The 21243-nt window shown below is 46.5% G+C and carries 18 protein-coding genes and 1 pseudogene; 4 read left to right on the top strand and 15 right to left on the bottom strand.

Annotated features, from left to right (window positions below):
- Positions 1 to 12 precede the first annotated feature (12 nt).
- The 6 genes and pseudogenes from QQK89_RS24570 to QQK89_RS24545 all read right to left on the bottom strand — a co-directional run bounded on the left by QQK89_RS24570 (position 13) and on the right by QQK89_RS24545 (position 8615).
- Positions 13 to 894, bottom strand: a complete 882-nt coding sequence (locus QQK89_RS24570) for a carbohydrate ABC transporter permease (protein WP_284241349.1) — start codon at positions 892 to 894, stop codon at positions 13 to 15.
- Between the two features lie 33 nt (positions 895 to 927).
- The gene (locus QQK89_RS24565) at positions 928 to 1827 is read right to left on the bottom strand and encodes an ABC transporter permease (RefSeq protein WP_284241348.1); all 900 of its coding nucleotides are present in this window, start codon (positions 1825 to 1827) and stop codon (positions 928 to 930) included.
- A gap of 77 nt (positions 1828 to 1904) precedes the next feature.
- The gene (locus QQK89_RS24560) at positions 1905 to 3608 is read right to left on the bottom strand and encodes an extracellular solute-binding protein (RefSeq protein WP_284241347.1); all 1704 of its coding nucleotides are present in this window, start codon (positions 3606 to 3608) and stop codon (positions 1905 to 1907) included.
- 112 nt (positions 3609 to 3720) lie between these two features.
- Positions 3721 to 7452, bottom strand: a complete 3732-nt coding sequence (locus QQK89_RS24555) for an S-layer homology domain-containing protein (protein WP_284241346.1) — start codon at positions 7450 to 7452, stop codon at positions 3721 to 3723.
- A gap of 187 nt (positions 7453 to 7639) precedes the next feature.
- Positions 7640 to 8100: pseudogene (locus QQK89_RS24550) on the bottom strand (SRPBCC family protein).
- A gap of 17 nt (positions 8101 to 8117) precedes the next feature.
- Complete coding sequence (locus QQK89_RS24545) at positions 8118 to 8615, bottom strand: GNAT family N-acetyltransferase (protein WP_284241345.1); 498 nt, start codon at positions 8613 to 8615, stop codon at positions 8118 to 8120.
- Positions 8616 to 8757: 142 nt separating this feature from the next.
- Between QQK89_RS24545 and QQK89_RS24540 the strand changes: the two genes are divergently transcribed.
- Positions 8758 to 9408: a cysteine hydrolase family protein gene (locus QQK89_RS24540; protein WP_284241344.1), complete on the top strand. Its 651-nt coding sequence runs from the start codon at positions 8758 to 8760 to the stop codon at positions 9406 to 9408.
- Here the strand turns inward: QQK89_RS24540 and QQK89_RS24535 are convergent.
- The 8 genes from QQK89_RS24535 to QQK89_RS24500 all read right to left on the bottom strand — a co-directional run bounded on the left by QQK89_RS24535 (position 9405) and on the right by QQK89_RS24500 (position 16907).
- Positions 9405 to 10322, bottom strand: coding sequence for a tyrosine-type recombinase/integrase (locus QQK89_RS24535; protein ID WP_284241343.1), 918 nt, complete (start codon positions 10320 to 10322; stop codon positions 9405 to 9407). The genes QQK89_RS24540 and QQK89_RS24535 overlap by 4 nt on opposite strands.
- Positions 10323 to 10474: 152 nt before the next feature.
- Positions 10475 to 11044, bottom strand: coding sequence for a dihydrofolate reductase family protein (locus tag QQK89_RS24530; RefSeq protein ID WP_284241342.1), 570 nt, complete (start codon positions 11042 to 11044; stop codon positions 10475 to 10477).
- Between the two features lie 89 nt (positions 11045 to 11133).
- Positions 11134 to 11640: a GNAT family N-acetyltransferase gene (locus QQK89_RS24525; RefSeq protein WP_284241341.1), complete on the bottom strand. Its 507-nt coding sequence runs from the start codon at positions 11638 to 11640 to the stop codon at positions 11134 to 11136.
- Positions 11641 to 11668: 28 nt separating this feature from the next.
- Positions 11669 to 12196: a hypothetical protein gene (locus tag QQK89_RS24520; protein WP_284241340.1), complete on the bottom strand. Its 528-nt coding sequence runs from the start codon at positions 12194 to 12196 to the stop codon at positions 11669 to 11671.
- A gap of 2 nt (positions 12197 to 12198) precedes the next feature.
- On the bottom strand, positions 12199 to 12981 hold the full coding sequence (locus QQK89_RS24515) for an SDR family oxidoreductase (protein WP_284241339.1): 783 nt from the start codon (positions 12979 to 12981) through the stop codon (positions 12199 to 12201).
- 194 nt (positions 12982 to 13175) lie between these two features.
- Positions 13176 to 14744 (bottom strand): MDR family MFS transporter, encoded by a 1569-nt coding sequence (locus tag QQK89_RS24510; protein ID WP_434481758.1) that lies wholly within the window; start codon positions 14742 to 14744, stop codon positions 13176 to 13178.
- Between the two features lie 394 nt (positions 14745 to 15138).
- Complete coding sequence (locus QQK89_RS24505) at positions 15139 to 16026, bottom strand: oxidoreductase (protein WP_284241337.1); 888 nt, start codon at positions 16024 to 16026, stop codon at positions 15139 to 15141.
- A 317-nt stretch (positions 16027 to 16343) separates the two neighbouring features.
- On the bottom strand, positions 16344 to 16907 hold the full coding sequence (locus QQK89_RS24500) for a TetR/AcrR family transcriptional regulator (protein ID WP_284241336.1): 564 nt from the start codon (positions 16905 to 16907) through the stop codon (positions 16344 to 16346).
- A gap of 131 nt (positions 16908 to 17038) precedes the next feature.
- Between QQK89_RS24500 and QQK89_RS24495 the strand changes: the two genes are divergently transcribed.
- The 3 genes from QQK89_RS24495 to QQK89_RS24485 are packed head-to-tail and all read left to right on the top strand — an operon-like array spanning position 17039 to position 20506.
- Positions 17039 to 18367 carry a spore germination protein gene (locus tag QQK89_RS24495; protein WP_284241335.1) on the top strand — a complete coding sequence of 443 codons (1329 nt, stop codon included), beginning with the start codon at positions 17039 to 17041 and terminating at the stop codon, positions 18365 to 18367.
- Positions 18360 to 19454 carry a GerAB/ArcD/ProY family transporter gene (locus tag QQK89_RS24490; protein WP_284241334.1) on the top strand — a complete coding sequence of 365 codons (1095 nt, stop codon included), beginning with the start codon at positions 18360 to 18362 and terminating at the stop codon, positions 19452 to 19454. Before QQK89_RS24495 ends, QQK89_RS24490 begins: the two co-directional genes overlap by 8 nt.
- Positions 19451 to 20506, top strand: a complete 1056-nt coding sequence (locus QQK89_RS24485) for a Ger(x)C family spore germination protein (RefSeq protein WP_284241332.1) — start codon at positions 19451 to 19453, stop codon at positions 20504 to 20506. Before QQK89_RS24490 ends, QQK89_RS24485 begins: the two co-directional genes overlap by 4 nt.
- A gap of 34 nt (positions 20507 to 20540) precedes the next feature.
- Here the strand turns inward: QQK89_RS24485 and QQK89_RS24480 are convergent, their stop codons facing one another.
- Positions 20541 to 21161, bottom strand: coding sequence for a hypothetical protein (locus tag QQK89_RS24480; RefSeq protein ID WP_284241331.1), 621 nt, complete (start codon positions 21159 to 21161; stop codon positions 20541 to 20543).
- Positions 21162 to 21243 lie beyond the last annotated feature (82 nt).

Here is a 21243-nt window from a genome sequence, read left to right as displayed (position 1 = left end):
CTCCTTGATCCGTTATTCCTTCACGCTGCCCACAACAACGCCTTTAATGAAAAAGCGCTGCAAGAACGGATATACGCAAATAATCGGCAGCGCGGCAAGGAAAATTTGCGCGCTCTTTAACGTGCGATCCGATATATCGCCAAGCGAAGTCGCGTCTGCCATCGATACGAGACTTAAATCCCGGTTAATGACAACGGTCTGCAGGTAGCTCTGAAGCGGGTATTTCTCCGGCGAGTTCATAAGAATAAGGCCATCAAACCAGGAATTCCAATGTCCAACCATCGAGAACAGAATAAGCGTTGCGATGGCCGGCATCGACAGCGGCACATAAATTCCCCATAAGATTCTCCAATAACCTGCCCCGTCCACAAACGCCGCCTCTTCCAATTCGCGCGGCAATCCCCGGTAGAAGTTAAGCAACAGCACGGCATTAAACACATTAACCGCGCCGGGAAGAATAAGCGCGCCAATCGTTCCGAGCAAATTCAGTTTCTGAATAATGATATACCAAGGGATTAGTCCTCCGCTGACCAGCATCGTCAATACGAAAAACCATACATAAAACAATCTCCCCGTGAATTGCGAAGATTCCTTAGAGAGCGGGTACGCAAGCGTAATCGTGAGCAGCATATTGAGCGTGGTGCCGAGTAATACCCGTTCTACGCTAATGCCAAGCGATCTTAGAAATTCAGGCTTCTGAATAACAAAGTTATAGGATTGCCACGTGAAATCGACAGGCCACAAAGAAACTTCTCCCGCGCTTGCCGCCGTACTGGAGCTTAGGGAGACCGCAAGTATATTGATAAGCGGAAACAAGCATAGAAATGAAAGCAGGATCAAAAACAAAGCGTTGCCGATATTAAAAATCCGTCCCGATATAGACGTTGTATTCATGCTCTCTCCACCTCTATTCCACTGAAATGCATTTTAGAAGATTCTGTAATTCGCAAACCGGTAGGCTAAGTAATAGGATCCGGAGATCAAGATGATGGACACAAAAGATTTAATAAGCCCAACGGCCGTTGCGAGACTATATTGCGCTTGCTCCAGACCAAGCCGGTACACGAGGGTATCGATGATATCTCCGCTTTCGTAAACAACCGGGCTATATAAGTTGAAGATCTGATCGAACCCGGCATTCAGAACATTGCCGAGGCTTAACGTTGCCAGCAGAACAATTACCGGTAGGATCCCAGGCAGAGTAATATACAAAGTCTGCTTCCATCGGTTCGCCCCGTCGATCACGGCAGCTTCATATAAGGCGGGATTAATGCCGGCTAGCGCGGCCAAGTAAACGATCGTATTGAAGCCAAATTCCTTCCACACATCGGAAATGACGACAACGCCAGGGAACCAATGGACATTGCCCAGAAAGAAAATCGGTTCAATTCCGAATACGCCCAAAAATTGATTCACAATCCCCGAAGTTGGCGACAAAATATCAATCAACACGCCGCCAAGAATGATCCAAGACAAAAAATGCGGGAGATAAATAACGGTTTGAATGACGCGTTTGAATACTTGCTTGCGCAGTTCGTTAAGCAGCAATGCGATAAAAATGGGAACGATCAAACCTGCTACAATCTTCATAATCGCGATGAGCAGCGTATTTCGCACCACTTGCCAAATATCCGGCAGCTTGAACATATAATCGAAATTGTCCCATCCTACAAACGGAGAGCCAATCATGCCTTTCACAATGGAAAACTTCTGGAAGGCAATCACAAGCCCTCCGATTGGACCGTAGCTGAAGATCAAGACTAGAATAAACGACGGGGCTATCATCAGGTGCAAGGGCAGCTGGCGTAGCAGCTTGGATTTCAACATCGATCGGAACCGCCTTTCTATCGTAAAAAGTCAGGAAGACCGGAAGCAAGTCCCGGCCTTCCGAATTCATTATAGATTTAAGATTTTTGCGCGTACCAGTCGTTAACTTCCTGCGTAACTTTCTCGCCGCCAAGCTTATTCCAGTCGCTGACGAATTTGTCGAACTCCGAGATTGGCGCGCCCAGGATAATTTTGGTGAACGTTTCAAGCACCAATTTGTCCAGGATCGCCTGCTTTGCCGTCATTTCCGGCGTTGGAGCGCCAAAGAATTCACTCTTCATCAAGAGATTCTGATCGACGTAATTGGCCCCAATAACGGCCCAGGATCCGCCTTCTCCGAATACTTTGTTTGTCCCCCAGTTCGCTTTGTCTCCGCCCTGGAACAAGACGATTTTGTCGTAATAGCTTTTCTCTTCCGGATTAAGCTTTGCTGCGTCTTTCGATTGAAGAGCAGCTACCACATTCTTATGCACGGTCAGCAGACCTTGCGGTGTCCCGAATCCGCCTTGCATCAGCGCGTATTTGAAGAATTCAATACCGTCCGCACTGTGGAACTTGGCTGGTTCGGCATTCTCGCCAACGATTTTTTCGTTGTAGAGGTTAAACAGCTTCACAATCGCTTCCGGATGCTCCGCACCTTTCTTGACGACCCAGAAGGCGTTGAAATCAGCTTTCGATTGCGCTTTAGCTGGCGTTGCGTCTACCGATGGGATCGGGAATACGCCCCATTCCGCATTAGGATCTTTGGTCACGTTATCTTGCAGCGGCCAGAGCGGATTCCACATGGCGCCAAAGCTCATGCCGATCTTGCCTGCCGTTTGCATCTCGGCTGCTTTGCCTCCGTCTTTTACGCCAAATTCCTTATCGATAACTCCTGCTTTATACAATTCTTGCAGCTTGGCGAGCGCGGTTTTCATCTCCGGCTGCGTACTGCCGTTCACCAGCTTGCCTGAAGCATCTTTGACCCAGATGTTCGCGTAAGCATGGAACCCGTTCATAAATCCGGAGAAGTCCGGGTAACCGCCGAACAAATCCTTCGAAGCCGCGAGTCCGTAAGTGTCGTTCTTTCCGTTGCCGTCCGGATCTTGCGTTGTGAACGCTTCAGCGATTTTAATGAAGTCATCCATCGTTTTGGGCTCCGGCAGATTCAGTTTCTTCAGCCAGTCCGTTCTGACAAACAGCAGCGGAGCGCCTCCCAAGTAATCTTCCGCCGGCGGTATGGCAAGCAGCTTGCCGTCGTAAGTTGCCGCTGCTTTCGCATTTGTTCCACGATCGATCATTTCCTTGGTGAGGTCCGAACCATAATCCTGTACGACTTGGGTCAAGTCTTCCAACTGACCCGCTTCCGCCAGTTGACGGAATTGCAAGGAGTCTACCTGGAAAATATCCGGAAGATCGCCTGACGTAATCGTCAAGTTCATCTTTTGACCGTATTGATCGCCATTTACGATCCAGTTGTATTTGACTTTGATGCCCAGCTCTTCTTCATAAGCTCTCGTCCAGACATTGTTCTCGATCGTGTCGCCATCCTTGAATTTGTACGTTGGATCCGTGTACCTTACGGCCGTAACCTCGATTGGCGGATCATATTTGGCGTTTGGATCGATTGTTGGTGCCGCCGACTCGGCTGGCGATGCGGATGCGGCTTCTGTCGTAGGCTCCGAAGACGATGCCGTGTTGTTATTGTTGTTTCCGTTTCCATTACTGCTGCAAGCTGTTGTAACCGCTAGCAACACCGCAAAGGATACGGCCATTCCTCTATTGCGCAACTTCTGTTTCATACTTGCCTCCCCCGATCATGTATGTTGTAAGGATGTGTTCCTTATAGATTTAATGATATAGCAGGAATGGATCTGAGCCTATCGTCCGTTGTTTACATCGGATCGACCGATTTCAACTTTTTTGAAAGGCTAGATAGAGCTGATAGAGAACGGCCGCGGTTTCGGATCTCGTTGGCGTAGCGCTAAGCTTCAGCTGATTAAGCAGACTCGAATCGATAGAGGTGGTGTCGATCTTTGCCGCCGCTAACGCTCTTTGCAAGATGAGGATCATCTCTTCCCGCGTAATCGCAGCATGAGGCTGGAACCTATTGTTCCCCGTCCCTTGAATGACGCCGGCTGCTCTCGCCCGTTGGATGGCATCGCTATAATAAGCACTGCCCGGAACATCCGAGAACGTGCTTGGTGCTTGCCCCTGCCAATCAAAGATCCGCGATAATAATAGAATCAAATCCGCCCGGCTGAGCGATTGATCCGGACTGAACCGCTTCTCGCTAGTTCCCTTGATAACTCCTTTGGAAGCAAGTACTTCGATCGCGTGCTTTACCGGTCCTAATGAGGAAATATCGTCGAACGTTTTATACACATAAGACACCGCGTACATGCTGAAGTGAGTTGTCGTGAATTTCACGGATTGCGAGGCCGAATCGTAATAGCCGTTAGGAACAGTTTGAATCTGACCTTTGCCGTCCACGTACCACACCACGATATGCTCGGGATGAAGCAGCTCTTCCGCAGTTGGCGCATAAGGAATTTGAACCGTTACAGGAGCCTTCGGATTGTTCCAGTTCAAGATTTGTCCGCCAGCTGTTGCTGTAAGTTCAAGGACTGGATGCTGGCCCACTTGCCGTTTCGCTTGTTCGCTTAACATACTGCTGTCTACCCCGTTAACATGAATCGAGATTTGCTCCGCTGGCAAAGTTTGTCCTTCAAACATGTTCGAAGGCAAGGTAAGGAAAGCAATAGGTGTCTTAACTTCAATAGCAATACCAGATTTGCCCATAAGCGCAGCGGCTGGCAGACTTAACTCATACGATGAAGCTTTTAAAGCCGCAGAAGGCGTTTCTACGATTAGTTTCTGAATGCCATGTTGTTGTGCGAGCTCTTGGGCTTGCTTCCATACATCTTCAGTGATAATTAACGTTGCAGCTCCCGTATTCGCATCTACCGCTACTTGCGGGGTTGCGATTATGGTGTTGCCCACTGTTGTAACATTAGGCTGAGAGGTTGATGGCGATCCCGGATTTGGATTTGTTGGAGACGCATCCGGTTCAAATACTCTCACATAATCGACGTACATATCAATCTGATCGCCGTATTTCGCCAGGTCAATCGGCCAGCCGCCGCCTAGCGCAAGATTCAGCATGAAATACATCGGCGTATTGGCCTGTTCGAAGGAGGCGTGCCTCCATACTTCCACATTGTCGATATAATAGATGACTTCGGTCGGCGTAATTTTTGTTCCGTACGTATGCCAGGTAGACGCATTATCCCCATATGCGAAATTCGAGGAAGAACAATTCGTTTGGTGGGTTTCCGGACTGCCTGCCCACCAATGCTTCGCTTGGCAAGCGCCGCTTGGATCATGTCCGTAAGCTTCGACGGTATCAATCTCTGCGGTTGACGGCAAGTGGTCTGGACCTGAGCTGTTCTGAGACATTAGCCAAAATGCCGGCCATGCCCCTTTGCCCGCTGGCATTTGAATTCTAGCTTCAAAGTATCCATTTGTCGCGGCAATCCCGGTTCCGTCAAGCCGTACCGATGACAATAAACCTCCGATATATTTGCGGTTCCAGCCTTGCGGATCCACGTATCCTTCCGGAGCTTTCGTCACTCGGATGCGGAGGAGATCGTCTCCAAGGATAGAGAATGGATTAACCGCATCCGTCGGATCTGCGAAGATGGCTTCGCCAAACTCTGAACCGTTAGGCCAATCCGGCTTAAGCGAAGCATATCTTGTGCCTTCACCCGTCTTGGAAATGGACAGCGGACCGGTGAAATCATCTTCATACAAGACGTGCATGCCTTGCGTTTGAGGCGGTGCCGCTGGAATTCCGCTATTCCAATCTACTCCGTCTTCGTTATACAGCTGTAAGTAACTTGTTGTGGATTTCGTGAAATTCGGATCCCCTTCCGGCGAATTCCAAGCATTTAATATAACGGTTAGTGGACCTGTCGGTAATTGGGCTGCATCTATCGTGACAGAGCCATATCCGTCATCATCAGGCGCGGCATGGTCAAGCCAAGCGTCGTAGCCGTTGGGATCGGTATGGTCTTCATCCGGTTGATGCCACACGCGTGCCCATACATTTTTCATCCCCGGAGCTTTGAAATCGATCGTAATCGTACCCGAAACGGATGAACCAATCTGGGGAGAAATAATTTCAATAGCCGGCTCGACTTCAACAACCGGTGGTTCTACCGGAACAGGTTCCTTATCCGAATCGACATACATCACTTCTGTTAAGCCCGCTCTCGAATCCGCTTGATGCGTCATTACGATCCGGTACTTGCTCGAGACAACGGTATCGAAGGTAACCAGGTTCAAGGCTCCCCCAGTTGGTTCCTCAGGTGTTCTTGTTTGGTTAGGAACGTTGGTCCAATCTGACCCATTCCAGTACTGGATATCGTAAGAAGCCGGAGCCTGAACGCCTCCGCCGTCATCGTAGAAATAGATTCCGGCCATATTTTTAGATGTAGCATGTTCATATTCCGTTTGCACCCAATCCGATGCATTCGGAGTACCGTAAGCCGTCCAGCGGTTTCTTGGAAAATCGTTATAAGAGATAATGCCATCGCCCGCATATTCAGGCGAATCTCCGTTATTGGAATATGAAGCCGTCACAACTGCAGCGTTGGCTTCCGTAGGCAAAGATTGCGTGGCGGAATCCACGTATACAATTTCCGTAACGCCGGTTTTGGCATCGCTATGGGTAAATAGAATACGGTATTTCTGGGATTCAACCGGATCAAACGTTACTAGATTTAGCGCGTTGCCGGTTGGGACGGCCGGGGTTTTTACTTGATTAGCCGCGCTTGCCCATTCGCCTGCCGAATCCAAGTATTGAACATCATAGGAAGCCGGAGCTTTGATCCCTCCTCCGTCCGCATACAGGTAGATGCCAACGGCGTCCTTTTTCTTCGGCTCCCCAAAGTTCGTTTGTACCCAATCGCTCGAGTTAGGCGATTCATAAGAAGTCCAGCGGTTAGCAGACGTGCTGTCATAAGAAACGATTCCGTCGTTCACTTGGCTCACCTGATCCAGCCGGAACGTATAGGAAGCAGAGGCGATTCCAAGCGCCGGTACGGAAGAACCCGGTACAGATTCGGTATTGGAATCGGCGAACACAATCTCCGTTGCACCGCTTTTAGAACCGGAATGAGTAAATAAAACCCGGAATTTCGTAGATGAGACGGAGTCGAAATGAACAAGATTAAGTTCGTTGCCGACAGGTTCCGAAGGAGATTTCACTTGGTTCGGCACGTTTACCCATTCCGTGTCGTTCCAGTATTGGATATCCAAGCTGTTTGGTGCTTTGATCCCGCCTCCGTCGTCAAACAGGTATACTCCCGCTACGTTTTTCGAACGAACATCGGCATATTCTAGCTGTACCCAATCCTCTGCGTTGGGCGATTCATACGATGTCCAGCGGTTTTTCGGGGAGTCGTCGTAAGAGACGATTCCGTCAATCACATCCTCCAAGCGATCGCCATGATACGTGTACGAAGCTGTCACGGTTACATCTTGTTCAGCCGCAGCAGATACGGATTGCACGGGAACCACGTTTACGACAAGTCCCACGATCAGGACAAGCGACAACCATGTGCGTAATAGCTGATTTTTCATTGCGGTTGACCACTCCATTCTTACTAGTAGTTATCAACGATTCCGAGAGCTGGAATAGCGATAACCTAACAATAAGGGATGGCCTAATCCGGTGACATCAGCCGTTGCCAACTTCGAATCTACAATTGTTGACTATTTGCCATTTGGGGCATGGATAAACAAAAAAGCCGCGAAAATTCGCGACTTTTTATCCGTACGTTTGCAATTCGGCCTGCCATTTAATATATTCATTCCTCTTCTTAAGAAAACGTTCCATATAAGCCTGCAAAAAGAGGATATCGGCTAAATGCCAACAGCTCCCCAAGGTGAGGCGTAGTCGAAAATATCCGTCATCAAAGTGCCGTCTTCGCTTGCTACGAATCGATGTTCATGCCTGAAGCTCTTAAATGCTCCGCTTACCATCTCATCAACAAAACGATACGGCTCTTCAAATTCGGTTATGACTGCGGAAAGATGCTGCCGGATTCCAAAATGTCTGGCTTCCCAGGTGACGGATTCCCCTAATTCGATCAGCCCGCTTGTTCGGCCATTTATCGCTCTCTCATTCGTCTGAGAGGTAGAATCCATATGGATGTCAATACTGCGCGACAAATCAAAGCATACCTGAATCGGCGCTTGAATAAATAGAGATTGTTTGATGATTGGCAATGAAACTGCCTCCTAGTTTACAGCTCTTTCTCCATAATATAATCATCCATCACATAACCGTTTCCGATATCGGCGACTTGCTCGCGTACGATCTGGAAACCTTTTTTCTGGTAGACTGCGATACTGGAATCGTTGTCCCGGTTGACCGTAAGCCAAATATGGCTTAAGCCGCGTTCCTTGCCGTACTGTACGAGAAAAGCCATCGCTTGACTGGCATAACCGTGCCCACGGTATTCCTTCGCCACATAAAACTTGCTTAAGAACAACTTCCCTTTCTCTTCCCGGACAGACAGATAACCAACCGATTGGTCCTCGCTCTGCAGGATGTAATAAACGTAATGCTGATTTTGAATTTGATCGATAATGGCAGGTATGGACTGGAACTTGTCTACCATGTAGTTGATTTGTTCTAGCGTAATAATGGAAACGTAATACTCCCGCCAGATTTGACCCGCCAATCGGGCAACCTCCGCAATTGCGTCTTCTGTTTGAACTTGTGAGATGTTCAGATTCACTTGTATGTACCTGCCTTTTTTTCGTTATTAATTATAGATTATCGAACTCTAGTCTGATCATTGTACCATTTCCAGAACGGTTATAATAATCTCGGCGCCTAATTGGAAAAATAAGCAACAAAAAAGTAAAGTAGGTGTACCTTTGGATCAAAATCAAGACAAATTGAAGAAGCGACTAGAGCATAAAAACACGGCCATTATAGTGGTGGATGTTCAAAATGATTATTGCCACCCGGAAGGAGCTATTGCAAAACTCGGCACCGATGTTAGCAGCGTCAAGAACATGATGCCAAATCTGCATGCCCTGCTGGAAGCTGCACAGCAGCACCATGTTCCGGTTATTTACCTTCAGACCAATCATGAAAAAGCAACCGATTCCGAGGTTTGGGTGTCCCGATTCGCTGACGGCATTAATCCGATCTGCCATACGGGCAGCTGGGGAGCGGAATTTTATGAAGTGTCTCCCTTACCTGACGATATTATCGTCAAAAAACACCGATACAGCGGATTTATACATACTAGGCTTGAATCCGTATTGCAAACGCTCAAAATCGAAACACTCATCATGACCGGCGTCAGCACTAATCTTTGCGTTGAATCCACGGCTAGGGACGGTTTTATGATGGATTATCATATCGTGCTCATGAAGGATGCTTGTGCAGCCTTTACCCAAGAGGAACACGATATGACCGTACAAACCGTGGATACTTATTTCGGAATGGCTTCCGACACAAAAGCCGTCATCTCTTTCTGGCAGCAACAGCCGAATCAAGCTCCCCAATTGCAGCATTAAATATGAACGGGCAGACGAATGGTAGCCATGGCTTCCTTCTTCTGCTCGTCATTTATGTGCGTATAGATCATGGTTGTTTCTATCGAAGCATGTCCAAGTAGTTCTTTGACGACGCGAATATCTACACCGTTCTTAAGAAGCATCGTTGCGAAAGTATGGCGCAGCTTATGGCAAGATAGCTTTTTGTTTGCCGCTTGAGGATTGAGGCTTTTGAAGGCTTCAAACGTTTGGCCCGCGATTTTCTGGATTTGCCGGATCGATAATCTTCTGCCCTTCTGCGATACAAAAAAAGCATCCTCCTGTTCCTTGTAAGGAGTTAGCCGATCTTCGGCGACTTCGGCAAGTACGGCGGACAGCTCTCCCGGAACCGGTATTTCGTTCCACTTGCGCCCTTTGCCAAAGACGTCAATCGTTCCTCTCGCCGGATTGAAATCACTTCGGTTCAAACGGTGTACTTCCCCGACCCGCAAGCCGCAATAACTCATCAGCAGAAAAATTGCAATGTTGCGGGACCGGTATCGTCCCTCTATGCAGGATAAACTAGCCGCAAGTTCTTCTTCTTCCAAATAGACTGGTTTTTTGTTTTTTTCCGTCTTGGATTTCTTGACTTCCATGGCGGGATTGCGTGTTGCCAGTTCAAAATCAATCAGTGCCGTATAAAATGAGCGGATCGCCGATAACGTCCGGTTTCTCGCCCGATCCCCTGCCCCGCGCTGCTTCGATACGAGGAATGAAATCACAAACATCTTCCCGGCTTGTTCAGCGGATGCTCCTTCTAGCGAATCTAAGTAACCATAAGCTTCACGCATATATTCCTTTTGTGTGGTTTCGGTATAACCCGCTTGCTTCATCCAAATGCGAAAGGCTTTCGTGAGCTCTCCGTACAAATCATCCAATTCATGCTGACTTTTCAACTCACATTCCCCCACCTTATGTATAATAAAATAGCTCTCAAGTGAAAGTGCGCAAAACTCTGATTTTGCGCACTTTATTATAGCAAAAAAATCGCTCAAACTCTATTAGAGTTTGAGCGATTCTATCGGCGCTGTGAGCAGCGTTTGCAACGTTATTTCTCCACTTCATAACGGGCTGCGATAATACCCGACTCAAACGTTCGGCTGGATAGCAGCTTAAGCTTGGTTTTCTCGCCGTCGCCGTGGAATACCGAGTTCCCGCCGCCAAGGATGACTGGGCAAATCGTCAGCATGAATTCGTCGATCAAGCCAAGCTCAAGCAATGTCTTCGCTGCCCCCGGGCTGCCGAATATAACGAGATTTTTGCCTGGTTGCTCCTTGAGCGCCTTGAATTCTTCCGCGATATTGTCCTTAATCAGCATCGTATTGTTCCATTCGACCTTGTCCATCGTATCGGAAATGACGATTTTCTTAACATCCTGCAGCCATTTGGCATGCTCAAGTTCATGCGTTGACGCATCCGGGTTGTCCAACATCGTAGGCCAATAGCCCTCCATCATTCGATACGTCGTGCGCCCGTATACGGGAGAGCCAACTTCGGCTACAATCTCTTCGGCGTATTTCTCTAATTCCTCGTTGTACGGAATCCAACCTAGTCCTCCGTTCAAATCCGACGCATACCCGTCCAGCGACACATGCATAAACAATACCAGTTTTCTCATGATTGATTCTCCTCCGATTTCGAGATTAATTGCTCCATATGTATACTATAATTCATTACGTTACGTAAGGTTCAAGTGGCAATCTAAAATTACTCCTTAGTCATATATAGAATCAAATCATTGTCTACACAAACGTTAACAAATGGCATGACTACTTCATTATGATAGATAAGCCCTCTGCCGTCAGGCACATAGCCCCTTTTGGCATACAAACGTTGGGCTGGTCCGTAGTAGTGATGCATGCCCACCCCAACTCCGACCTTTCCGAACTTCTCGAATGCTATTTTTTCGACCCCATCCATTAACTTATTGCCGATCCCAAGTCTTTTTAACGGTCCAATGACATTAAAATCATTAATTTCGGGTATTCCTTGATCAACAAAAGGCGGATAATACGAAGTTGAAAGAAGGTGTAAACTTCCTGCTAACTGATTATCGTAAAAAGCAAGCAAGGTTACTCTTTCACCGGACTGATTTTCTTCCCAGCACTCCATGATATCCTCTACAGACCGGTCAATCCCGTTATGTTTAAAGACAAGATGAATGGTCTCAATGTCATCGCTTGTCATTTGTCGAATTTGAATAATATCGTTCATGATTATCCCCCTCTCAAGCACTATCTGATTATTTTCCAGTACCAAATCCGAATAATTCCATTCCTGTGTTTGCATCAATCACGGTGCTATTAATATCAAGCGGATCTTTCCCTCTATGATCGGGTACATAATCGTCTGAAAGAAGTCCTTTGAATGTGACAACCCATACAGGTACATTTACAAAATATTCCATATCTTTTAACAATGGATTAGCTTTCTTAGCCTCTTCCGATATACCAACATTAGCCGTTATTAAACCGTACTCAATATGTATGCTTTTTGGATGTGCTGCGGTTTGTTTCAGTAGATCTTCCGTGATTTTCCGCACTTCCGTTTTCCCTATTCTAGGAACTACAGTTGTTGGATTTAATTTAATACCCATTTCATCTAATTTCTTCTTATCGTAAGCTGATGTATCGTATATCGGAATAGACAACGACTCTAAATCAGACATTGAATTTTGTATATCTGAATGAGAAGCCGTTACAGGATTTGTTTTACTTGAGCTTCCAATCAATATACAAAGTATGATTAAGGACACTATGAGCATTCTCATTTTTAAAACCCACCCCTAGAGTGAATGATTTCGCCGGTAATCCAGCCGGATTCATCACTTGCTAGAAAAGTAATCAGGCGTGCCGCATCATCGGGTAGACCAATTCGCCCCATTGGGAATTGTGGCAGTAAAGCCTCTTTTATTGCGTCCGTCATCCAGCCTGAATCGGTAGGACCGGGATCCACCGCATTAACGGTTATACCAAGCGAAGCGAGTTCAGCAGCCAACGATTCGGTAAATACGGATATTGCGCCTTTCGTAGCGGCATAGGCAAGATTGCCGGGCATCGGGCCTTTTCCTTGGCCAGAAGTGAGATTGATAATTCTGCCTGTTAGATGACTATTCTTTTCTAACTCGAACTGACGTGCGAACTCGGCTGATAACATAAACGTTCCCCTGATATTGACGGCACAATGCGCGTCAATGAGAGCTTCGTTCAAACTCCGAAAATCCGCATCAACGCTATATGTAGCATTATTAACCAAGACGGTCGGCAATCCAATAACCTTCCTAACTTCATTCAACAATAAGCTTCCTGCGCCAGGAGCCGCAAGATCCAGCTCCATGTGTCCGACCGTGACCCCGAATTGTTCAAGTTCCTTAGCGAACAACTCAGGCCAGCTTTCGTTAGCATCCGACGGATAATTGTCTTTATCATATTCATGCCAATGCGTGAAAAACAGATTAGCACCCTCAGCAGCAAATGCCCGGCAAATGGCTGCTCCAATCCCATTCGGACGGCTAGTCCCGGTTACGATAGCGATTTTCCCTTTAAGTCGATTCATAATAACATAACCTCCGGTTCAGTCTCCTTATCTCCAATTACGCTTTGGTTAAATTATAATTGGAAAAAATATCTATATCAATAAAATTCCAAATCCATTGATTACATAATAATAGTTATGCAAACCAAACTAAAAGGCTAGGCTAACATGAAAAAAGCAGCCGCAAAATTGCGACTGCTTTATCTCATCATGTATTAGTGGCCAAGACCTTGCTGCTCCATCTCAGCAGAAGGATCAAGCTTGCTTTTACCCATGAAGAAGGATACAAACAAAGCGAGTACGGCCGGGATAATCGCCCATGCAAATGTTCCCACGATCGAATCAGACAGGGCATGAACAATTTTGTCCAAAATCTCAGGCGGAATTTGATCACGTGCTTCCGGAGTAAGAATTTCACGCGGATCTTTAGAGGCTAAGCCACCTGTTGCAGCTCCACCACCCTCAGCGAAAGCATCCGTCATTTTGCTGGTGAACAGATTGCTTTGCACGATCCCGTAGATCGTAATACCAATTGTCATGCCAAGCGAACGAATGAAGTTAAGCGTCGAGCTGGCTGTACCGCGTTGGCGAGCAGGCAAACCATGAATCGCCGTATTGCCCAATACCGAGAAGGATGCGCCAATCCCGAGTCCGATCAGAACCATATAGATCGTCACGACAAGCCGGGATGTTTCTGCCGTAAGGGTTGTGGTTAGAATCGCGCCAACAACCAAAATAATAAACGTACCGACCATAATGTTGCGGTAAGGCATCTTCGTCATGAGGAAACCGCCCATCGTAGCCGTTACAACCGTACCAAGCATCATTGGCAGCAACACAAGGCCGGAATTCGTAGCCGAACCGCCAAGTACGCCCTGGATAAAGATCGGAATAAATACGGATGCGACAATAAACGCCGCGCCGCTAAACAATGCGCTTAGAATACTCGTCGAGTACAAACGGTTCTTGAATAGTGAATACGAGATAATCGGCTCTTTCACTTTTGTTTCTACAAATAAGAAAGTGATAACGAGAACAACAAACCCCGCAAACATGCCGAGAATTTGGCCGGAATCCCATGCATACTCTTTGCCGCCAAGCTCTAAGGCGAACATCAGGCAGACAATCGCTCCAATAAGCGTAGCAGCTCCATACCAGTCAATCGGCTGTTTCGAGTGCTCATGCGATTCCTTGTAGAAGAAGCCAATCATGCACAGAGCAAGAATACCAAGCGGAAGATTAATGTAGAATACCCATTCCCACGCAAAGTTGTCCGTAATGTAAGCTCCTAGCAGTGGTCCGAAGATGGAGGACATGCCAAATACCGCACCAAACATACCGCCCATTTTACCTCTCATTTCAAGCGGGACAGCATCAAACATAATGGTGAAAGCAACAGGCATCATCGCCCCTGCCCCGATCCCTTGAACCGCGCGGTACATAGCCAGTTCCGTGATCGAACCAGCCGTACCGCACAACACGGAACCAGCCATAAACATTACAATGCCGAATAAGAAAAATCTTTTCCTGCCGTACATGTCAGACAGTTTGCCGAAGATCGGCATCCCTGCCATTTCCGCAACCATATATGCGGAGGTTACCCATACGAACTTATCCAGTCCGCCTAATTCGCCGACGATATTGCCCATCGCAGTGGAGACGATCGTGTTATCCATCGACGCCATCAGGATGCTAAGCAACAGACCAGCGATAACAATCCCTATGTTGCCCTTTTTGTTTGCAGCCAATTTCCACTCAACCTTTCTTTCGTAACATTCGTCCATTTTCTCAGATATCCCGAAACATTGTTTCGCTACATACCTAATCTAAGAATAAAACAGTTGGCTACTATACCGAAAATTTCGCCGTCTGCCCCCTTTGAAACAATGATTTGGCATCTTTTTATCCGTCTGGGAAGGATACCGTTACACTGTTTCTTACGTATGACATCGTAACATAACAATGTTTCGTTGCATAGTCCAGAATTTACGATTCCAGACTATAATTATTTCCTGTGCGCCAATCGAACTTACCTATCTTCAAGGAATTGGCAAATCGTACATTCATATATTAAAGAACAGGTGTTCTCGTGTCAATCTTTTTCTATTAAATAAACATAATATTAATTATGTAAACTAAATATACCCCAAGGAGATCATTCTCCTCGGGGCATATCCATTACGCTTTAATCTCATCAAACTCGTCATACATACGGGTGACATGCGGATTCAACTCTTTGACTTCAAAGTCGGTTGATACACTAAGCTCTTCCCAACGTTTAGTTTCGGCTAACTTGCCGGTATCCACCGCGTTGGCGATTGCTACGGCATCGCTGCCAAGCAAGAGGCGAAGCGGCGGATTCTCTTCGTTAACAATAGTAAGGATGGCTTGCGCGGCTTTGGCCGGATCTCCGTTCTCTTTGCCGGTTACCTCACGCAGATGTTTCAGTAAACCGCCAACCGTATCTTTGTATTCCTCGCGAGGCTCAATATGCTGCATGGATGAACCCGCCCAATCGGTCCGGAAACCTCCGGGTTCAATTAAGGTAACCTTGATGCCAAGAGGAGCAACTTCTTTCGCTAACACTTCAGAAAAGCCTTCAACCGCCCATTTCGACATTTGATAAGCTCCAAGTCCAGGTGCGCCGGTTCGTCCGCCTATAGAAGAGAACTGAACGATATGCCCATAGCCCTGCTCTCGCAACAAAGGAAGCGCAGCTTTCGTGACATTCACGACGCCCCACAGATTGGTTTCCGCTTGGGCCCGGAAATCTTCCATCTGCGTTTCTTCAATTGAGGAAACGTTGCCGTAACCGGCGTTATTGACCAGAACATCCAATCGCCCGAACGATTCGATTGCCGCTTGAACGGCAGCTTCCGCCTGCTCGTAACTCGTAACATCCAACGGAACAAGACGGACCTGATTGCCATAACGCTCGGCCAGATCAGCAAGCTGCTCCGTTCTGCGTGCAGTTGCGATCAGCTGATCTCCGTTTGCCAATACGGCTTCCGCCAGACTTCGGCCAAAACCGCGGGAGCTACCCGTAATTAACCATACTTTAGACATATAATAATACCTCCTGCGTTCTTATGATATTTGTTTGGAATGTTTATTCCAATGCAAGTATAGTCCTGCTACCAAGATAAATCAATACTTTTCGGAATGTTTATTCCAACCAAGTCTATCCACTTAGCAAATTACCCTTATATCATTAGCTTTCGCACACTTCCAACTACCCCTATTACACTATGTGGGATCATACTCCCATTCAAAAACAACTCTTCTATACTGATGTAATCCGCGGACTACATTGGAATATTCATTCTATAAATAAACAAATAAAAAACAGCCCTGGATCCAAACTCTATCACCAGTGGCTGTCTCTACACTAATATGGCTTTCCATGACGATTCCAAGATCTGTTGCACCTGAACATCGTTTAAAGGGTATTTATCAATATAATATCCCTTCAGAATTGACGAAATAATACCGTGAATAAGTTGATGGCACAGATGCGAATCCATCTCCTTGATCATCCCCTGCTTCTGCCCCTCCACAATTAAGGAAAGCACAACTTCACTGGATTGATGGACATCCTCCATGTTGCGCAATTCAGGAGAAATATACGATGAGAATGAAAAACTGTCAATAAACAGGAATTCCTTCGGATAGTGTATACCGAAATTCAACCGGTTCAGCTGCAAACATTTAAACCGTTCATACAAGCTGGCTTCCGGGTCATAGCCTTGAAGCAAAGACTCGCCCATAAGGATACGCGCTTCTTTATAAACGGCATTGACCAGTTCTTCTTTGTTAGCGAAATAGTTATAGATAGTTCCGGCTCCGACGTTAGCGCGCTTGAATAGTTTGGAAAAGGTAACGGACTGAAGTCCCTCTTCATGGATCAGGTCTAGTGTAGCCGCCATAATATCCTGCTTCTTGCTCATGTTTTCCACCTCTTGTCCCTAACATTATTATGCGTCTGCGGAGAATGTCAAGTCCATGAGCCGGATAAGATTAACAATGTAAATGAAGGACATAATAAAATGGAAATTATTTGTCCAAGGAGAATGGCGATATGTCAGCAATAGAAGAAGTTAACTCCCACTTCTCAACGTTCCCGGATTTCGTGTGCCAGAAACTTCAGATCGCTTCCGAAAGTTTTACTTTCGTCGGCTTAAAGTCGTTGATTAATTTTCCCCAAACGATGTATATGGTTCGAGATCCTTTGCTTACGGCCACTATAAACAATCTGATGGTGATTGATGTATTTGCCGGTCTCGGCCAACCTATCTCCGTTCAATCGGAGACCATAATCGCCGAAATCATGGACGGCATGCTCGTAGCCATTCATGACGCTTCGGGTATGGGAGTCAGCATTTATCCGGTTCCTCAGCCGAACAGCCGCACAATCTCTCTGCCCACCATGGAGAATAGCATTGGCGGAGCTACCAGCTCTTTTAACGAGAACTTGGAATCCAACATTACGCTTCTACGAAGCCATTTGAATTGCCCTGAGCTTCAGGTTAAAGCCTATAATTTCGGCGGTAACGTGAAGAGCAGAGTGATTCTATGTTATATGGAAGAAACGATTGATCCGATTCTGCTCGACAACTTAACCCAGAAGCTAGAATCGAATCAGGATTTAGAAATAGCTACGATGAAGGAGCTTTCTCTTATTCTTGATTTTTCGAGATACTCTTTTGTCACCCATTACATGACCTATGAGCTGCCGCAAAATGCGGTAAGAGCCATAAAAAACGGGAAAGCCGTTTTGTTCATCGAACGCATGCCGTTTGCGATTGTTCTGCCAAGCATTTTCTCGGACCTGTTTATGTCCGAAGACGATATGAACCATCCGCCAATCTATGCCTGGCTGCTGCGCAGCTTGCGTTTTATCGGAACATTAACGACATTAATATTGCCCGGTCTGTACGTTGCGCTTGTCTCCGTCAACCCCGATGTCTTGCGGTTTGAGCTGGCGCATTCGATTGCAAGAAGCCGTCTGGACGTGCCATACCCAGCCATCATCGAAGCCCTGCTCCTGCTGTGCATACTTGAATTAATTATGGAGGCCATTATCAGGCTCCCTAATAGTATCGGCCCAACCATTACGATGGTGGGCGGTATTGTATTGGGACAAGCCGTTGTAGAGGCCAAGCTGGTTAGCAATCTGCTTATTATCATCTTGGCTGCCACTACTATCGCAAACGCAGCCGTCGTTGGATTTCAGAATACGTACGCTCTTCGGCTATTCAAATATTTGTTGTTGTTTCTATCGGCGTTTCTTGGCGTGCTTGGCCTGTTGTCGGGACTGCTCATCTTATGCGCTTACGTCGCCGGCATCCGTACGTTAGGCGTACCGTATCTCCAATTGATTCGGGCAAAAGGGGATTCCTATGAATAAAAGTTTACAGGTGTCCACCACGTACATACTGACTCATTTGGGATTGATCTTCTTCCTGTACCCCATTGACGTAATCGACAGTACAAACGAAGCCCACTGGATGCCGGTTATGCTGGGATTCTTGTTCCACATCCTGATTATTGCCGTCTATATGAAAGGGCTCAGTTATTTCAAAGGCCAGAATATCGTTAGTATCCTCTTGAAGAAGAGCAAATGGCTGGCATGGATCGTATTGCTTCCGGCGCTCCTGTATTTGTTATGGATTATGGTGTTGGCGGTTAGAGCCTTTTCCGAGGTATTATCAATCGCCATCTTATCCAATACGCCTTTATGGATTCTTATGATGCTCTTCCTGATTGTTCCCGGCTTTATGATTCTGCACGGTCAGATCGGAGGCTTGCTCCGGCTGTCCGTCTTATTAAGCTTTTTGTTCGTTACTCCCGTCATCTTCGTCATGGCGACATCCTTTCAGAATATCGATTGGCATTATTTATTTCCGCTTTGGCCGGGTGATAAGCCGCTGCGTTTTGTTACCCATTTTTCATTTTACAAAAGCTTGTTTGCCTATACCGGCGGTTTCTTGCTGCTTGGCTTCCTCCCCTCTTATGCGGAATACAAGCCAAAAGCCATTTATTGGGGGAGCCTCTTGTTGTTGCCGGCCTATTTGATTTCCGTATATATACCGGTACTGACGCTGGGTGAAGAGACCGCCCGCCAGCTTCAATTCCCTTATCTATTTATCGTCGATACGGTTGAGATCAATTGGCTGATGTTTGACCGGATCAACGTCTTTTTATTGCTTGGTCTGGTTGCGTTCGGCATGTTCTTCATCAGCGTTACCATCTGGCAGATCCAATGCGTGATCCGGCTTGGCATGAAGGATATCCAACCAAACTATCTGGTGCCGGGCATCATTGCGCTCATTTTCGCCGTGTGTCTATTTATTCCGGATTGGCAAACCACGGATCAGCTCTTCCAAAAAAATACGGCATTGCGTTTGTACGTAGCGATTGTAACGCCAGTCTTCCTTCTCATAGTCGGATGGCTCCATGCAAAGAAATCTACATACGGGTTGAAGAAAACATGAAGAAACGAATTCTTGTCTGTATGGTCTTCGTTATTCTGCTAGGCGGCTGCTGGGACAACAAAGACATTAACCACCGTGCGCTGCCGATCGCAATGGGAATTTCTTATCAGCAAGGCAACTATGAAGTGTTTCTGGACATCCCCACGGTCAGCGATAAAAACGAAGGCATCCAAGTGATAAGCGCCAAAGGAGACACAATAAGCGCTGCTGTCAATAAAATCAGCATGAATATGGAGAGCCAAGTTGACTTGCTGCACCTGAAAGTTCTTATCGTGGATAAAGCTTTTGCAACACTGGGGTTAAGCGAGATTACGGCAAGCACGATTCGTTCCCGCCACATTTCGCCAAAAACGATGTTTGTCATTTGCGATGAGCCTTTGGATCAATTTTTCAAAGGAATCAACAATATGAAAAACGGCGATGGCAAGGAGATCTACGACTTTTTCCAAAAAAATTCAGGTTGGAATCCCGAAATCGCCCATACGCCGGTGTGGAAAGTATTTAGAAGCATCCATTCCTATACGAATGATGTCGTCCTCCCGATCATCAAATCGGGCGAATCAACGGCCATCCAAAGCATGGGTTCCGGCATCCTTAGGAACGGTAAAATGGTAAGCCGACTCAGTAACGAACAGACCTTGCTGTACAACGTCTTTGACGGAAATAGCCTGGATGGAAAAATCGAGGTTATGGGCAAAGCAACCGTTCAGATTGTGAGTAGCCGAATTCACAACGAGAGTAAATTCGTTAATAATCAGCCCGTATTAAATAGCACGCTCCATTTAAAGGTGATTATCATGGACGTGATTGGCGTTCCGTCGATTGAGGTCATTAAAACCGAACTGCAAACCCTTCTGCGTCGCATATTGGATCAAATCTTTAAGAAGATGGAGCGCGCGAACGCGGACATCTTCGGCATCGGTCAGCATTACCGCGAAGATCTGCCAAGGACTGAGCTTGCTGAATGGCGCACCAAATATTTGCCGCAGGCTAAAATCAATCTGGAGGTTAAGACGACGATTCGGAACACAGGCAATTTGAAGCTGAAATAAGCCGTACTGCTAGTATCAGTACGGCTGTGTATGGCTATCTCTGAATCAACAATCCAGTATGGATCACTTTAAGCGTTTCCTCGATGGATAACCGAACATATTCTAGGATTGCGTCCAGGTTATAAATTTCAAGATCGTCAGGAGTAACCGGCTCTTCGATATGGAAGTCGCCAATCAGTTGCTCTGTAATAACCGGTAAATATTCGGGATATAAACCGTCGATTCGCACATTGTCAATGACCGGGATTTCAGTGGGAGGAGACACAGGGTAGTAGCGTAACAATAGCTTGTTTAACCTTCTGAAATCACGGTAACCTTTGTCTATTGCCGCTTGTCTCTTCTCCTCCGGGAGTGACTTGATTAATTTCAAATACATGGTCTCGTACCAGATGTTATCGGCCACAAGGTGGCTTAAATAGCCGACATAAAAAGAATCGTCAAAGTTCTCCTTGTACTTCCGGGCAAAATACTCGTAATCCGTCCTTTTAATGCCCGCACTGTTGATCTGAACAAAATGAGTGACTGATTTAGGGGCATAAACGGGATGCGTTAAGTCAGGAGCAAGTCCTCCCAGATGAATTCGCGATTCTTTCGACGAATAGAGAAATTTATTAATTTCGGAAGTCATGCAATAATGCATCATTCGGGAACCCATTTGCGCCAACTCCTTTTCTCTCAAGGCTCATACTGGATTAAAAAAGCCTCTAACTTAAATCAGTTAGAGGCTTCTGTGATGT

This window comes from Paenibacillus glycanilyticus (assembly GCF_030161375.1).
In the GTDB taxonomy this organism is placed as follows: domain Bacteria; phylum Bacillota; class Bacilli; order Paenibacillales; family Paenibacillaceae; genus Pristimantibacillus; species Pristimantibacillus glycanilyticus_B.
The sequence above is the reverse complement of the archived record's forward strand: the minus strand, read 5'-3'. Positions and strand labels throughout refer to the sequence as shown.

What these genes read in the sequence shown, in the direction of transcription:
- QQK89_RS24570 (WP_284241349.1), bottom strand. Translation starts at nt 894, where the DNA reads ATGAATACAACGTCTATATCGGGACGGATTTTTAATATCGGCAACGCT.
- QQK89_RS24565 (WP_284241348.1), bottom strand. Translation starts at nt 1,827, where the DNA reads ATGTTGAAATCCAAGCTGCTACGCCAGCTGCCCTTGCACCTGATGATA.
- QQK89_RS24560 (WP_284241347.1), bottom strand. Translation starts at nt 3,608, where the DNA reads ATGAAACAGAAGTTGCGCAATAGAGGAATGGCCGTATCCTTTGCGGTG.
- QQK89_RS24555 (WP_284241346.1), bottom strand. Translation starts at nt 7,452, where the DNA reads ATGAAAAATCAGCTATTACGCACATGGTTGTCGCTTGTCCTGATCGTG.
- QQK89_RS24530 (WP_284241342.1), bottom strand. Translation starts at nt 11,044, where the DNA reads ATGAGAAAACTGGTATTGTTTATGCATGTGTCGCTGGACGGGTATGCG.
- QQK89_RS24525 (WP_284241341.1), bottom strand. Translation starts at nt 11,640, where the DNA reads ATGAACGATATTATTCAAATTCGACAAATGACAAGCGATGACATTGAG.
- QQK89_RS24520 (WP_284241340.1), bottom strand. Translation starts at nt 12,196, where the DNA reads ATGAGAATGCTCATAGTGTCCTTAATCATACTTTGTATATTGATTGGA.
- QQK89_RS24515 (WP_284241339.1), bottom strand. Translation starts at nt 12,981, where the DNA reads ATGAATCGACTTAAAGGGAAAATCGCTATCGTAACCGGGACTAGCCGT.
- QQK89_RS24510 (WP_434481758.1), bottom strand. Translation starts at nt 14,744, where the DNA reads ATGGACGAATGTTACGAAAGAAAGGTTGAGTGGAAATTGGCTGCAAAC.
- QQK89_RS24505 (WP_284241337.1), bottom strand. Translation starts at nt 16,026, where the DNA reads ATGTCTAAAGTATGGTTAATTACGGGTAGCTCCCGCGGTTTTGGCCGA.
- QQK89_RS24500 (WP_284241336.1), bottom strand. Translation starts at nt 16,907, where the DNA reads ATGAGCAAGAAGCAGGATATTATGGCGGCTACACTAGACCTGATCCAT.
- QQK89_RS24495 (WP_284241335.1), top strand. Translation starts at nt 17,039, where the DNA reads ATGTCAGCAATAGAAGAAGTTAACTCCCACTTCTCAACGTTCCCGGAT.
- QQK89_RS24490 (WP_284241334.1), top strand. Translation starts at nt 18,360, where the DNA reads ATGAATAAAAGTTTACAGGTGTCCACCACGTACATACTGACTCATTTG.
- QQK89_RS24485 (WP_284241332.1), top strand. Translation starts at nt 19,451, where the DNA reads ATGAAGAAACGAATTCTTGTCTGTATGGTCTTCGTTATTCTGCTAGGC.
- QQK89_RS24480 (WP_284241331.1), bottom strand. Translation starts at nt 21,161, where the DNA reads ATGGGTTCCCGAATGATGCATTATTGCATGACTTCCGAAATTAATAAA.